The sequence below is a fragment of the Streptomyces caelestis genome (assembly GCF_014205255.1).
GTDB lineage: Bacteria > Actinomycetota > Actinomycetes > Streptomycetales > Streptomycetaceae > Streptomyces > Streptomyces caelestis.
In genome coordinates, this window is the sequence record NZ_JACHNE010000001.1 from 5,460,508 (window position 1) to 5,474,339 (window position 13,832).

Here is a 13,832-nt window from a genome sequence, read left to right on the forward strand (position 1 = left end):
CCTCAGGGGCCGGTGCGAGGCGGGGCCGCCGGATCCGGGACCGCCCGGGTCATCCCCGGCAGGAAGTCCGTGAACAGCTCGTGCACCTCGCGCACGAGAGGCCGCAGCACCCGGAAGCGGGCCAGGGCGACGCCCCGCGCGATGAGCCGGGCCCCACGATCGGCCAGCCGGTAACTGCGCTCCCGACCCTCGGTACGGTCGTAGACCCAGTACAGGACGAGTCCCATCTGGGCCAGCCACATCAACTCGGGCAGGATGTCCCGCAGTTCCTCGGGCATCCTCGTCTTCGCCGCCCCGGCCAGTACCTCCCGGTGGACGCTGATGGCCTCCTCGCGCGCGTGCTCCGACTCGGGGGAGAACGGGCTGAGCGGGCTGTCCGGGTCGGCGGCGTTCTTGAAGAACTGCACCGCGAACTCGTGGTAGGGCGCGGCGATGTCCAGCCACCTCCGCAGCACACCCGCGAGACGTGCCTCCAGGTCGGTCTCCCGCTCCAGGACCTCCCGGATCGCCACCTGGTGCTCGGCGGCGATCCGGTCGTAGAAGCCCTGGATCAGGTGCTCCTTGCCCTCGAAGTAGTAGTAGGCGTTGCCGACGGAGACCCCGGCCTCCTTGGCGATGGCCCGCATCGTCGTCTTGTCGTAGCCGTGCTCCTGGAACAGCCGCATGGCCGTCTCCAGGATCAGGGCGCGGGTCTGCTCGGATTTGGTGGGGGTGGACCCGTCATCGGGGCCGTCGTTCTTCGCGGGCACGGGAAGAGAGCCTATCTCCGGCGCCGGTGCGCCCACCGCCGAGGAGCGGCCCCGCGACGGCCGGGACCCGCCGGGACCGTGCTCAGGACGCGCAGCCGCCCACCCGCCGCGTACTCAGCGCGATGTCGTCCATCCGGACGCCGTACGAGGAGGGACTCGGGTCGGCCTGGTACAACTGCCAGCCCAGCTTCAGTTTGTCGAACGTCGGGAAGACGAACGGGTCCGCCGTACCGCCGTGCCGGTCGGTGGAGACGGTCAGGTCGGGCTGGGGCACGCCGTCGAAGTAGACCGTGACGCGGTTGTCGGTGGCGTCCAGATGGAACTCGACGCACTGCCACCTACCGGCCGTCGCCGGTGCGGAGGTCTTCCAGGCGGTCCAGTCCCCGGTCGGTCCGAGGTCGGAGCCGACGCCGTAGAAGTTGCGCTTCTCGGTGGGCACGTACTGGCCGCCGAGCGGACGGACCAGGGTCGGGGAGTCCTGACCGGAGGCCTCCGCCAGGGTCCAGTGCGCCCAGTCGGGGGCCGTCGGGAACGCGTCCACCCTCAGCCGCATCCGGGCCCAGAAGCTGTTGCCGGGCGGAGCGAGGCGCGGGAAGACGAGGAAGGCGCGGCCGTTGCCCTCGGTGCGGATACGGAGTTCACGTCCGTGGCCGGTCGAGGCGCGGGTGACGGTCAGCGTGCCGTCGGAGGTGTCCGAGGTCCAGTCGCGGCCTTCGGCGACCGGGCCGAGGGGAAGGCGGTCGAAGCTCTCCCGCGCGAGGACCGGGGAGGGCGTCGCCGAGGCGGTGGGGGATGCCGTGAGCAGCGCGGAAGCCGTGGCCAGCAGCGCGGCGGCGGCCCTTCTGAGGTATGCCATGCGGGCAGTCTGGCCACGGGAGTCACAGCCGTGACAGACGCCGAGCCTTAAGTGGCCGGTCACGTTCCGTTTCTGTCCGGATCGGGTCACCCGACCTTTTTCGCCTGGCCCGCTTTCAGGATCTCCGCAACGTCCAAAGTGACCTTGGCGCCGATGGAGTCGGGGAGGGTGGCGATCTCGCCGGGGGCGTGAGGGCGGTGGTTCTCGTACCCGTTCCCGGCGGGGTCCGTCAGGACGTGAAGGCGCTGGTGCTTGCGGTCGACGATGACGTAGACGGGCACCTTGGCCTCGGCGTAGGCGGCGACCTTGGTCTTGAGGTCGTCCTTCCAGTTCCCGGAGGTGACCTCCAGGACGAGACGGAAGCAGGCCGGGTCGTACGCGTTGTTCTCGACGAAGTGGTCGTCGATGTCGGCGTCCACCACCACGAGGTCGGGGATGGCGTAGTCCTCGGTGCCGGTGGGCAGCCAGAGCCCGACGTTCTGGAGGACTTCGGTTTCGCCGTCGTCCAGTCCTGCCGCGATGAACGGGCGCATGAGCTTGGTCAGAGCACGGGCATGAGGAGCATCCGGGGACGGGGTCACGAGGAGATGGCCTCCGATGATCTCGACGCGGTAGCCCGGATGGCGCTCCATGATCTCGTCGGCGATGGTCGTCAGGGTGACCGGCTCTTCGTGGTCGAAGGGCTGCTCGACGGAAGCTGCGGACATCAGGTGCCTCCTGGGGGCTGGTGTCGAGACCATCATCGTAGGTCGGACGATGTCTGCGCGTCCTTCGCAGCCACGTTCACCCGTTGGTGTGGCATATGCCCGAGGGCCCCGTTTCCAGCGGAAACAGGGCCCTCGACGTACTGCGGTCGGACCTCAGTAGCGGCGCGTGATCAGCGCCCTCTTCACCTCGGCGATCGCCTTCGTGACCTCGATGCCGCGCGGGCAGGCGTCCGTGCAGTTGAAGGTCGTGCGGCAGCGCCAGACGCCGTCGCGGTCGTTGAGGACCTCCAGGCGCTGCTCGCCCGCCTCGTCACGCGAGTCGAAGATGAAGCGGTGCGCGTTGACGATGGCCGCCGGCCCGAAGTACTGGCCGTCGTTCCAGAAGACCGGGCACGACGTGGTGCAGGCCGCGCAGAGGATGCACTTCGTCGTGTCGTCGAAGCGCTCGCGGTCCTCGGCCGTCTGCAGACGCTCGCGCGTGGGCTCGTTCGTGTCCTTCGTGATGAGGAAGGGCATGACGTCCCGGTACGCCTGGAAGAACGGCTCCATGTCCACGACCAGGTCCTTCAGGACCGTAAGGCCCTTTATGGCCTCGACCGTGATCGGCTTCTCGGGGTTGATGTCCTTGATCAGCGTCTTGCAGGCAAGGCGGTTCTTGCCGTTGATCCGCATCGCGTCCGAGCCGCAGATGCCGTGGGCGCAGGAACGGCGGAACGTGAGAGTGCCGTCGAGTTCCCACTTGATCTTGTGGAGGGCGTCGAGGACGCGCTCCTTCGGGTCGATCTCCAGCTGGAAGTCTTCCCAGCTCGCCTCCGCCGCGACCTCCGGGTTGAACCGGCGGATGCGGAAGGTGACCGTGATGTAGGGGGAGTCGGCGAAGCCGGGCTCGGGCTTTCCGGCCGCGTCCGACTTGTCCAGAACGGGGGTAGCCATCAGTACTTACGCTCCATCGGCTGGTAGCGGGTCTGGACGACCGGCTTGTAGTCGAGACGGACGGTTTCGGAGCCGTCGGCGCCGACCTCGCGGTACGCCATGGTGTGCCGCATGAAGTTGACGTCGTCGCGGTTCGGGTAGTCCTCGCGGTAGTGACCGCCGCGGGACTCCTTGCGGGCGAGCGCGGAGACCGCCATGACCTCGGCGAGGTCGAGCAGGTTGCCCAGCTCGATGGCCTCCAGCAGGTCCGTGTTGAACCGCTTGCCCTTGTCCTGGATCGACACGTTCTTGAAGCGCTCGCGCAGCTCCGCGATCTTCTCGACCGCCGTCTTGATCGTCTGCTCGGTGCGGAACACCATGACGTTGGCGTCCATGGTCTCCTGGAGCTCACGCCGCAGCGTCGTCACGCGCTCGGTGCCGGTGGAGTCGCGCAGCTGCTCCACCTGCCCGATCACGAACTCGGCCGGGTTCTCCGGCAGCTCGACGAAGTCCGCCGTCTGGGAGTACTCGGCCGCGGCGATACCGGCCCGCTTGCCGAAGACGTTGATGTCCAGGAGCGAGTTCGTGCCCAGGCGGTTCGCGCCGTGCACCGACACGCAGGCGACCTCGCCGGCCGCGTACAGGCCCGGGACGACCGTGGTGTTGTCCGCCAGGACCTCACCCTCGACGTTCGTCGGGATGCCGCCCATCGCGTAGTGGGCCGTGGGCTGGATCGGGATCGGGTCCGTGTACGGCTCGATGCCGAGGTACGTACGGGCGAACTCCGTGATGTCGGGCAGCTTGGCGTCCAGCTGCTCCGGCGGGAGGTGGGTGAGGTCCAGGTAGACGTGGTCGCCCTCGGGGCCGCAGCCACGCCCTTCCCGGATCTCCGTGTAGATGGAGCGGGACACGACGTCACGGGACGCGAGGTCCTTCATGACCGGCGCGTACTTCTCCATGAAGCGCTCGCCGTCCTTGTTGCGGAGGATGCCGCCCTCACCACGGGCGCCCTCCGTCAGCAGGATGCCCATGCGCCAGATGCCGGTCGGGTGGAACTGGAAGAACTCCATGTCCTCCAGCGGGATGCCCCGCCGGTACACGGCCGCCTGGCCGTCACCGGTCAGCGTGTGCGCGTTGGACGTCACCTTGAAGAACTTGCCGCAACCGCCGGACGCGTAGATCACGGCCTTCGCCTGGAAGACGTGGATCTCGCCGGTGGCGAGCTCGTACGCCACCACACCGGCCGAGCGCTTGACGCCGTCGACCTCGGTGATCAGCTGGTCCAGGACGTAGAACTCGTTGAAGAACTCCACGCCCTCCTTGACGCAGTTCTGGTACAGCGTCTGGAGGATCATGTGGCCGGTGCGGTCGGCCGCGTAGCAGGAGCGGCGGACCGGGGCCTCGCCGTGGTTGCGGCTGTGACCGCCGAAGCGGCGCTGGTCGATCGTGCCGTTCGGGGTGCGGTTGAACGGCAGGCCCATCTTCTCCAGGTCGAGGACGGAGTCGATGGCCTCCTTCGCCAGGATCTCGGCGGCGTCCTGGTCGACCAGGTAGTCACCGCCCTTGACCGTGTCGAAGGTGTGCCACTCCCAGTTGTCCTCCTCCACGTTGGCCAGCGCGGCGGCCATGCCGCCCTGCGCGGCGCCCGTGTGGGAGCGGGTGGGGTAGAGCTTGGTGAGCACGGCGGTGCGGCTGCGCTTCGTCGACTCGATGGCGGCGCGCATACCGGCGCCACCGGCGCCGACGATGACGGTGTCGTACTTGTGGATCTTCATGATTCTCGCAGCCCCGTGCCTAGCGGATGTTCGGGTCGAAGGTGAAGATCACCAGCGTGCCCAGCAGGATGGTGAACACCGTGGCGGTGTAGAGCAGGCCCTTGAGCCACAGCCGGGTGTTCGCGCGCTCCGCGTAGTCGTTGATGACCGTGCGCAGGCCGTTGGCGCCGTGCAGCATGGCGAGCCAGAGCATCAGCAGGTCCCAGACCTGCCAGAAGGGGCTCGCCCAGCGGCCCGCCACGAAGGCGAAGCCGATCTTGGAGACACCGCCGTCCAGCACGAGCTGGATCAGCAGGTGGCCGAGGACCAGCACGACCAGCACCACGCCCGACAGGCGCATGAACAGCCAGGCGGCCAGCTCGAAGTTGCCCCGGGTGGTCTTCGGGGTCTTCCTGGTGCGCTGGCGCGGGGCCTCGATGAGGGGCGCCGGGTTGTCGACGGTGTAGACAGCGCCGCCCTCGACGGGGCCGACACCGGCTGCGGTCTTCTCAGTCGTGGACATTGGCGTCAGCTCCCGAACAGTTCACGAGCGGCGTGGCCGAGGACGGGGTAGATCGCCCCGAGCATCAGCACGGCCCACAGGGCGACGACGGTCCAGAGCATCTGCTTCTGGTAGCGGGCGCCCTTGATCCAGAAGTCGACGGCGATGACGCGCAGACCGTTGAGCGCGTGGAAGAGGATGGCGGCGACGAGGCCGTACTCCAGCAGCGCGACGATGGGCGTCTTGTACGTGGCCACGACGGTGTCGTAGGCCTCGGGCGACACACGGACGAGTGCGGTGTCCAGCACGTGAACGAACAGGAAGAAGAAAATGAGGACGCCGGTGACTCGGTGAGCCACCCAGGACCACATTCCTTCCCGGCCGCGGTACAGCGTTCCAGCCGGCACGGAAGTTTCCTCCGGGAGCGGGGATTGGGGCCGCGCCGGCTTGGTGTGTCGGTCGGGCCCGGCCGGGTACGGTCCACCGGCCCCCAGCATCGTAGCGAGGCGCTGCCGCCGGGCTGAGCCGGGGTCTGGCTGTGTGATCAAACTGGCATGCGTACGGGCTAGGCTTCGGCGGCTTCTGGGGTGGGGTGTCCTGTTATCGGCCGGGTGCGGCGCCGTCGTGGCTTGCCGCGCCCACGCGGCGGTAGCCGCACATCGACTACAGCCCCGCGCCCCTGAGGGCGTCGACCAGCCGTTCCCTTGCCAGGCGCCGTAGCTCGTCGGCCACCACCATCCGCTCCTCCTCCGGATCGTTGGTCAATCGTGACCGGATGGCTTCCAGGAGGCGGTCCAGAGTCTCCGCCGGCGCCACGTCAGCCAGGCAGATGACGAACACGTGTCCGAAGCGGGCCTCATAGGCGGCGTGCGCCGCGCTGAGGGCCGTGTGGGCCGCGGAGTACGTGTCCGGCGGGAGGGCCGGCAGGGACTCGGCGGCCAGGGCCTCGGTCAGGTCGGGCCAGGTCAGGTCGTAGGCCGCTTCGTCCGCCGCGGCCAGCAGGGAGGCCAGGTCCGGATAGGGGCGGTGTTCCGCGACCCGCCGGGACCAGCGGGGGCTGCGCAGGCAGGAGAGGAGCGTCTGCTCCAGGGCCTGAGCGGAGGCTGCGTTGAAGTGCTCCACGGGTATGGCGAGTCGGCCGGGGAGGTCTGGGAGACGGTGCGCAGGCAGCGTGGGTCCTTGTGGGCGTCACGTGTGTCGGCAGGGCATGGTGTGAGAGATGTGACGTCACGCTATCGAGTACGACCATGACGTGTCCGACGGATGCCCGAATTTCACCCGGGAGAGAGAGATTCCGAACGCGTGGTGGACGCGCGCCGGTCGGCCTCGCGTTTTAGGTTGGCGGGTGTGAGTCAGCACAGGCGCCGGGGTCCGGCGAAGCAGGGGAAGCAGCGGCAGCAGCGGCAGGTGCTGGTCGTGGCCATGGCCGTCGCCCTGGTCGTGGTCGCGGCCGGGGTGAGTCTGGGGCTCTGGGCGGTCTCGGGCGGCGACGGCGGGGGCACCGGGCCGCAGGCCAGACCCTCCCAGGGCCGGACCGCGGCCGCTCCGCACGGCACCTCGCCGGAGGACACCCCGAGTCCGAGCCGCTCGTACGCCCTGTCCAAGGCGCCGCGGACGATCCCCGCCGTGCGCGAGCACACCGCGGCACGGGGCCCGGGCTGGCGTCCCGCGAGCGGGAACCGCGTCGTCGTGGACGACCCGGCGCTGGCCGACGAGGGCCGGCTGATCGCCGGTGAGCTGGGCCTGACGTACGACGGCGAGAAGGACGACCGGCGCGCCGGGGACCTGCGGCTGACGCTGAACGAGGACAAGGGCGCGAACCCGGAGTCGTACGCCATGACCGTGCGCGGCGGGCGGGTGGAGATCAGCGGGCCCGCCGACGCGGGCGTCTTCTACGGCACCCGCACCCTCAAACAGGAGGTGCACGACGGCGGCACGGCGCCCGAGGGCGTGGTGCGGGACGAGCCGGCCAAGGCGCAGCGTGGGTTCATGCTGGACATCGCGCGCAAGAACTTCACGGCCGGCTGGATCGAGGACCGGATCCGGGAGCTGGGCGATCTGAAGTTCAACCAGCTCGGTCTGCACTTCTCCGACGACCAGGGGTTCCGGATCGAGTCCACGTCGCACCCCGAGATCGTGTCCCGGCAGCATCTGACCAAGGCGCAGGTCCGGAAGATCGTCGACCTCGCGGAGAGCCGGCACATCACCGTCGTGCCCGAGATCGACTCCCCGGGGCACCTCGGCGCGGTCATCGACGCTCACCCCGACCTCCAGCTGCGCACCGCGCAGGGGTCGGCGGTGCAGGGGGCCATCGACATCTCCAAGAGCGAGAGCGCCGATATCGTCGACGACCTGCTGGACGAGTACGCGGACCTGTTCCCGGGCGGGCCGTGGCACCTCGGCGGCGACGAGTACCAGGCGCTGGTGCGCTCCGACCCGGAGGCGTCGTTCCCGCAGCTGGCCGCCGCCGCGCGGGAGAGGTACGGCTCCGGCGCGACGGTCGCCGACCTCACCACCGGCTGGCTCAACGACCGGGCCGACACCGTCCGCAAGCACCAGCGCACCCCGCGCGCGTGGAACGACGGTTTCTTCCGCGGCACCTCCGTCAAGGCCGCCAAGGACATCCAGGTCGCCTACTGGACCGGCAAGGAGATCGGCGCCCGGCAGCCGGCGGAGTACCTGGCCGAGGGCCGGCAGGTGATCAACTACAACGACGAGTTCCTGTACTACGTGCTCGGCCAGCCGCAGACCTTCGTCTATCCGACCGGGCAGCGGATCTACGAGCAGTGGACGCCGCGGGTGCTGCGCGGCACGACGGCCGTACCGGAGCGCTACGACGGGCAGATCCTCGGCGGGTCCTTCGCCGTCTGGTGCGACCTCGCGAACTCCCAGACGCAGGACCAGGTCGCGGCCGGGATCCGGATGCCGCTGCGGGCGACCGTCCAGAAGCTGTGGGACCCGGACAAGCCCGAGCTGTCCTGGGCGGAGTTCCGGGCGCTCGCGGACAGGCTCGGCTGACCGCACACGAATCGGCCCGTACGGCTGCGAACTGCCGTACGGGACCTCACCAAGAACTACTTCCTCGAACCGTTCCTGAAGACTGAGCAGGGGTGAGCCTGATCAGCCGCACGCCCCGAACGGTCTTGGGCGCACTGGTCGCCGGCGTACTCGACCCCGGGGCGGCGACACGCATCCTGTGCGTGGTCCGGGCCCGGGAGGCCAGTTCCCTGCGCGATCTGGCCAGGTGGGTACGGCCAGAGGCGACGGGGAGGCCCCGAACCATCACTCTGGTGGAGCCGGGGGCCCCGCGCGCTGGCGCCGTAACCGGCGTCCCAGATCGCACGATCACGTTAACCCGGTCGGACCAAAGCGCCGCAAGCTCGCGAACCGACCATCACACGATCGAGCTAACTAGACCTCCTGGGGGCAGCTGGCAACCCCGCGACGCCGCCGAGCGGGCCGTCCGCTGGGCCGCCGAGGCCGGGCGCGAAGTGAACGCCGACGCGCTGGTGGACGTACTCACTTCAGACCCCGATCCCTTGGCCGAAAACCTCTTCTTCCGCTTCCTCGACCGGCTGGGTGTGGTGCCCCTGTGACACTCCGGGGCCGTTGCACGCAGTAAGGGGAAGTGCGGGTTCCGTGAGGGTGAGGCCTGGAAGCGGCCTGATAGGGCCCCAGACAAGGCCCGCGGAGGGAGACGTGGATGAGCCTGGTGGAGTTGATCGCACAGGCCGACGAACGCGGGCTGGCCGCGAGCGGGCTGGCTTGTCTGGATCGCTGCGTGCCCCTGCTGGGCGGCGACGACGAGACCCTGCGGCCGCTGTGGGCGAGCCTCGGCGACGGAGCCGGTGCCGGCGAGTGGACCGAGCGACTGGAGCAGACGCGCGGGAAGCTGGACGGCGCCGCCACCGGGGACCAGGCGGCCCTGCTCGCCCACCGGATGCTTCAGGCCGCCCCCGCCGAGCGGTCCCCCGCCGAGGTACGGGTGTGGGCCGACGCCTGCTCCGTCGCCTCCCTCCAGATCCACCGGCTCCTCGACACCTGCGAGGACGAGGCGTCCTCGGTCGACGCCCGCCGCAAGGGCCGGACGGAGGGCATGTCGCCGCTCGTCGCCGCTGAACTGCGCCGCCAGGTCACCGTCCTGGAGGTCCTGGCCGGCCACGGCCCGGCCGGGCTGCGGCGGGCACTGGAGGTGTCGACCGAGGGGCGCCGGGTGCTGCGCGCGGTCGTCTCGCGCCGGAGTCGGCAGCGGAGCTGAGGGCCGGTCGCCGACGCTCCTGACCGGCCTAAACCCCGTTCCTGGAAGAGTCCTGTGACCGTCCCTTGGGTGAGGTGGGGCGGTCCTGCGCCGCTTCCGGGAAGTCGCCGAATCCGGGTGACGAAACGCTTCGCCGCAGCGCTTTCCGGGATGTGACGACTCAAGCGGAAACCAGGCCCTCGGCCGCGGCGAAGCCGCTGCGATGGGCGGCGGACACGGTGGCGACCATGCGCGAGGGAGCACGACTGCACCTCGACTACTCGGCACAGAGTCTGTGGAGCATCGACCGGATGATCGAGGGGATACGGCGGGAGGGAGCGCCGTACGCGGCCGTGCGGGAGGTGCTGCGCGGGTTCGGCGCCTACGCCGGTGAGGTGATGGCGCGTCAGACCGGGGCCGAGTGGTGGGCGACGGGTGGCGACCACTGGATCCGTACCCCCGACGGACGTCTCTGGGACCCGATCGACGAGGCCCGCCGCTGCTACGCCGGGCACGGCTCCCTGCGCCTGCTGTGCCGGGACGCGACGACCGCCGCGCCCCGGCGGTAGCGTCAGCGCGCGAGCGCCGTCGTGGCGTCGTCCTCGGTTGCGGGAGCGGCCGGCTCCGGGGCCGGTTCTTCGGGCTGGGCGGCCGCCCCGGCGAGGGTACGGATCTCGGGCAGGTCGTCGTAGAGGTGCTGGCCGGGGCACTCGGTCGGGTAACCGTCGCGGTGGCCGGAGATGCGGTGCAGCGTGGCCTTCTGGCCCGCCGTGTACTTGCCGTTGTCGGCACCGGCGGTCAGCACCACCGTCCCGGTCGGGTCGATGCCGTACAGGCCGAGCTTCCAGGCCGCGACCTTGGCGACCGACTCGCGCACGGCGGTGTTCGCGGTCGTCCTGCCGTAGTCGCCGAGCACCGAGATGCTGCTGGTGCCGGTGTTGAAGCCGTAGCTGTGCGCGCCGAGGACGGGCTCGTCGATGCCGCCCGCCCGGCCCTCGAAGACCGTGCCGCACTTGTCGACGAGGAAGTGGTAGCCGATGTCGTTCCAGCCGTTGCTCCGCACGTGGTAGAGGAACACGCCGCGCACGATCGACGCCGACTCGGAGCAGGTGTAGTCGTTGGTGCCCGCGGTGTGGTGGACGAACATCGCCTGGGTGTCGGTGGTGTAGGTGGGCGGGTCCTTCACCAGGGACTCGTCGGCGCCCCAGGCGGAACGTGAGGTGACGGCGGGACGTTCGGCGTTGGGCGCACCGGCGGCCGGTCCGACGACGTCCGGTCCGACGACGTCCGGTCCGACGACGTCCGGTCCGACGACGTCCGGTCCGACGACGCCCGGTCCGACGACGCCCGGTTCGACGACCGTGGTGTGCACGGCGTCCGACCCGCCGTCCGGGTCGACCAACTCGACGCGCAGCCCCTCGGGCAGCCGCGGGCCCGACACCCGCACCTGGACGCCGTCCGAGGGCCCGGTCCACAGCGGCTGGGTGCCGCCGCGGACCCCGGCGCGGTGGCGGTCGGGTCCGGTCTCGGGCGTCCGGACGTCGGTGTCGAGTGCGCGCCACGCGCTCCATTCGCCGCTCGCGCGGGCGCGGGTGCGCACCTGCGCGGTGCCGTCCAGGGCCGCGTCCGGGTCGTCCCAGGTGACACCGATCATGCTGAACGGCTCGGTGGTGCGCGGGGTGAGGGACCGCTCGTGCGGGTCCCCGTCCGGCACCCGGACGGTGTGCACGCCGTCGGAGGAGGAGGCCCGGGCGGGCTGGGTCAGGCCGAGCGCGCCGGCGGCCAGGGCGGTGGCGACGGCGGTGTGCAGCAGGAGGCGTGTCATTCGCGGCTCGATTCCGTCCTCTGGGGGCGATGGGGACGACGGGGGGCGGTGGGGCGCGGTGATCGTCATCGTCATTCCCCCTCTGCGGAGCCGTCCGTTCGGTCTGCCGGAGAAATCCGGCAAACGGCGGACGACCGGCAGGGACCCCATGCGGTGCGGGTGGCCCCTGACTTGTCACGGCGTCAGCGTCTGGCCCAGGCGGGTGTCCGTCGGGGCGCCCGGCGTGGCGTGCTGAAGATGACGGACCGGAACATCCCGCCTGCTGTGACATTTCTCCGCGGCCCGGCGCTGATCACCGTGGAGGACGTGGCACGGACGCGTTCCCCGCGGTGCGGGCGCACCGGGCAGGGCACTCCGGACATCCGGGATGTTCCGGCCGGAGCGGATCGCCGGCGAACTCGGTACGGACGAGGACGGTTCTTGGGCCACGGAGGGGAGCCCCGGCGCGCGCAGGCACGCGACGGGGAACTGGGGGCGGCCGTCGCACGGGCCCAGGACGGGGACGAGGCGGCGTTCGCGGTCGCCTACCGGATCGTGCAGCCCGGGATGCTCGGCTATCTGCGCGGACTGGTCGGGGAGGACGCGGAGGACGTGGCCTCCGAGGCCTGGCTGGAGATCGCCCGGGACCTGGGGCGGTTCAAGGGCGACGGGGCCGGGTTCCGCGGCTGGACGGCGACCATCGCCCGGCACCGGGCGCTGGACCATCTGCGCCGCCGGCGCGTACGGCCGAGGTCGTCCGCGCTGGAGCAGGACGTCCTGGACCTGCCCGGGCCGCACAGCACCCACGACCAGGCGCTGGAGGCCATGTCCACCGAGCACGCCCTGCGGCTGGTCAGCGGCCTGCCGCAGGACCAGGCCGAGGCCGTGCTGCTCCGCGTCGTGGTGGGGCTGGACGGGCCCGCCGCCGCCCGCGTCCTGGGCAAGCGGCCGGGGGCCGTGCGGACAGCCGCGTACCGGGGCCTGAAACGCCTCGCCACCCGACTGGGCGCCGAAGGTGTGACGGATGAGGCTCCCCGGACGCTGGGGGAGTCGAATGAACGATGACGGCGGGCCGGGCGCACCTCCCGGGCCCGGTGCCCTGAACGGGGCGGACGAACGAGACGTATGGATCGGCCCCGGAACGCCGGGCCGGTCGGCCGGATCAGCCGAGTCGTACGGACACGGCGGACACCGCGGGACGTGTGGATCGAGCAGGGACGGAACAGAACATGGGTGAACATCAGAGCGACGGCGGATTTCCGGGCCGTCGGCGTGTGCACCCTGGGGGTTCCGCGTACGACCACCGGGCGGCGCGGGACGCCGACGGCCGGCTGCCCGGCCACCGCGGGACGGGCCTCGACAGCCCGGGCTCCGGCTCTCGTCGCGTCCTCGACGAAGCGGAGCTGGAGGCGCTGCTCGCCGCTGCCCTCGTCCTGGACCGGATCGACGCCGAGGCCGAGCAGCGGGCCGTGACCGCGTTCCTTGCCGCCCGGGAGGCCGGCGCACACCGGGCCCGCACCCGCCGCCGGGACGACTGGCGGCCCAGGGAGCGCCGGCATCCGGGACGTTCACTGAAGGCCACGCTCTCCGTGCTGCTCGCCAGTCTCACACTGGGCGGGGTCGCGGTCGCGGCGATCGGCTCGGTGGGATCCACGGACGGCCCCGACGACGGCGATCGCCCGCCCGCCCCCACCCGCTCTTCCGGTTCCCCGGCGGGCGAGCCCACCGGCACCGCACCCGGTTCCACGCCCGGCTCCGCGTCCGCGCGCCCGGACCGCCCCGCCCCCTCCCGGGACACCGAGGCCCACTGCCGCGCCTACGAGCGGGTCGACGGCCGGGGCAAGGCCATGGACGCGACGGCCTGGAAAGTCCTCGTCGAGGCCGCGGGCGGTGAGAGGAACGTCACGGCGTACTGCGCCAGGCGACTGGCCGGGGCAGAGGCGAAGCCCGGCAGCACCGCCGAACCGGAGAAGAGCGCGAGCGCCCCGGGATCCGCCGGCGCCGACAACCGCTCGGGCAACGCGGACGAGGGCGCCGGTAACGCGGACAACGGCGCCGGTAGCGCGGACAGCGGATCGGGTGCCGCGCAGAGTGGCGGGGGCGGCGCCGCCGACGGCGCCTCGTCCGGGGCCAGGGGCAAGCCCGCCCAGCCCAACGACCGCCGCCCGTAGCGGAGTTCGGCAACAGGAGCCAGAGAGCCGGGTGTGCGCGCCGGTGACCGCAACCGCCGCGTGGCCGGGCCTGCGCGCCAACCGGGGTGGCGACCGCCGCGGCCGCCGCTGTGCCTGGACGGTCGCTGTGGATGTTCCGT

The 13,832-nt window shown here is 71.1% G+C and carries 15 protein-coding genes; 6 read left to right on the plus strand and 9 right to left on the minus strand.

Annotated features, from left to right (window positions below; translation table 11 throughout):
- Window positions 1-2: 2 nt before the first annotated feature.
- From HDA41_RS25115 to HDA41_RS25150, 8 genes are all read right to left on the minus strand, one after another.
- On the minus strand, window positions 3-749 hold the full coding sequence (locus HDA41_RS25115; RefSeq protein ID WP_184987391.1) for a TetR family transcriptional regulator: 747 nt from the start codon (window positions 747-749) through the stop codon (window positions 3-5).
- An 82-nt stretch (window positions 750-831) separates the two neighbouring features.
- Window positions 832-1,605 carry a hypothetical protein gene (locus tag HDA41_RS25120; protein WP_184987394.1) on the minus strand — a complete coding sequence of 258 codons (774 nt, stop codon included), beginning with the start codon at window positions 1,603-1,605 and terminating at the stop codon, window positions 832-834.
- 86 nt (window positions 1,606-1,691) lie between these two features.
- On the minus strand, window positions 1,692-2,312 hold the full coding sequence (locus HDA41_RS25125) for a Uma2 family endonuclease (protein ID WP_184987396.1): 621 nt from the start codon (window positions 2,310-2,312) through the stop codon (window positions 1,692-1,694).
- A gap of 153 nt (window positions 2,313-2,465) precedes the next feature.
- Entirely contained in the window at window positions 2,466-3,245 is a 780-nt protein-coding gene (locus tag HDA41_RS25130) for a succinate dehydrogenase iron-sulfur subunit (RefSeq protein WP_184987397.1), read from the minus strand.
- Entirely contained in the window at window positions 3,245-4,999 is a 1,755-nt protein-coding gene (sdhA, locus tag HDA41_RS25135) for a succinate dehydrogenase flavoprotein subunit (RefSeq protein WP_184987399.1), read from the minus strand. The genes HDA41_RS25130 and sdhA overlap by 1 nt, the downstream gene beginning before the upstream one ends.
- A gap of 19 nt (window positions 5,000-5,018) precedes the next feature.
- Window positions 5,019-5,501: a succinate dehydrogenase hydrophobic membrane anchor subunit gene (locus HDA41_RS25140; protein ID WP_184987401.1), complete on the minus strand. Its 483-nt coding sequence runs from the start codon at window positions 5,499-5,501 to the stop codon at window positions 5,019-5,021.
- A gap of 5 nt (window positions 5,502-5,506) precedes the next feature.
- A complete protein-coding gene (gene sdhC, locus HDA41_RS25145; protein WP_184987403.1) occupies window positions 5,507-5,887 on the minus strand; it encodes a succinate dehydrogenase, cytochrome b556 subunit in 381 nt (126 codons plus the stop codon).
- Between the two features lie 256 nt (window positions 5,888-6,143).
- Window positions 6,144-6,602 carry a 2-oxo-4-hydroxy-4-carboxy-5-ureidoimidazoline decarboxylase gene (locus HDA41_RS25150; protein ID WP_230299425.1) on the minus strand — a complete coding sequence of 153 codons (459 nt, stop codon included), beginning with the start codon at window positions 6,600-6,602 and terminating at the stop codon, window positions 6,144-6,146.
- A gap of 300 nt (window positions 6,603-6,902) precedes the next feature.
- On the opposite strand from HDA41_RS25150, the gene HDA41_RS25155 reads away from it, so the two are divergent.
- The 4 genes from HDA41_RS25155 to HDA41_RS25170 all read left to right on the plus strand — a co-directional run bounded on the left by HDA41_RS25155 (window position 6,903) and on the right by HDA41_RS25170 (window position 10,286).
- Window positions 6,903-8,498 carry a beta-N-acetylhexosaminidase gene (locus HDA41_RS25155; protein WP_184993714.1) on the plus strand — a complete coding sequence of 532 codons (1,596 nt, stop codon included), beginning with the start codon at window positions 6,903-6,905 and terminating at the stop codon, window positions 8,496-8,498.
- A gap of 92 nt (window positions 8,499-8,590) precedes the next feature.
- On the plus strand, window positions 8,591-9,076 hold the full coding sequence (locus HDA41_RS25160) for a hypothetical protein (RefSeq protein WP_184994187.1): 486 nt from the start codon (window positions 8,591-8,593) through the stop codon (window positions 9,074-9,076).
- A 107-nt stretch (window positions 9,077-9,183) separates the two neighbouring features.
- Window positions 9,184-9,738: a hypothetical protein gene (locus HDA41_RS25165; RefSeq protein WP_184987405.1), complete on the plus strand. Its 555-nt coding sequence runs from the start codon at window positions 9,184-9,186 to the stop codon at window positions 9,736-9,738.
- 152 nt (window positions 9,739-9,890) lie between these two features.
- The gene (locus tag HDA41_RS25170; protein WP_184987407.1) at window positions 9,891-10,286 is read left to right on the plus strand and encodes a hypothetical protein; all 396 of its coding nucleotides are present in this window, start codon (window positions 9,891-9,893) and stop codon (window positions 10,284-10,286) included.
- A 2-nt stretch (window positions 10,287-10,288) separates the two neighbouring features.
- Here the strand turns inward: HDA41_RS25170 and HDA41_RS25175 are convergent, their stop codons facing one another.
- On the minus strand, window positions 10,289-11,542 hold the full coding sequence (locus HDA41_RS25175; protein WP_184987409.1) for an N-acetylmuramoyl-L-alanine amidase: 1,254 nt from the start codon (window positions 11,540-11,542) through the stop codon (window positions 10,289-10,291).
- A 420-nt stretch (window positions 11,543-11,962) separates the two neighbouring features.
- Between HDA41_RS25175 and HDA41_RS25180 the strand changes: the two genes are divergently transcribed.
- Complete coding sequence (locus HDA41_RS25180) at window positions 11,963-12,586, plus strand: RNA polymerase sigma factor (RefSeq protein ID WP_184987411.1); 624 nt, start codon at window positions 11,963-11,965, stop codon at window positions 12,584-12,586.
- 164 nt (window positions 12,587-12,750) lie between these two features.
- The gene (locus HDA41_RS25185; RefSeq protein WP_184987413.1) at window positions 12,751-13,692 is read left to right on the plus strand and encodes a hypothetical protein; all 942 of its coding nucleotides are present in this window, start codon (window positions 12,751-12,753) and stop codon (window positions 13,690-13,692) included.
- Window positions 13,693-13,832 lie beyond the last annotated feature (140 nt).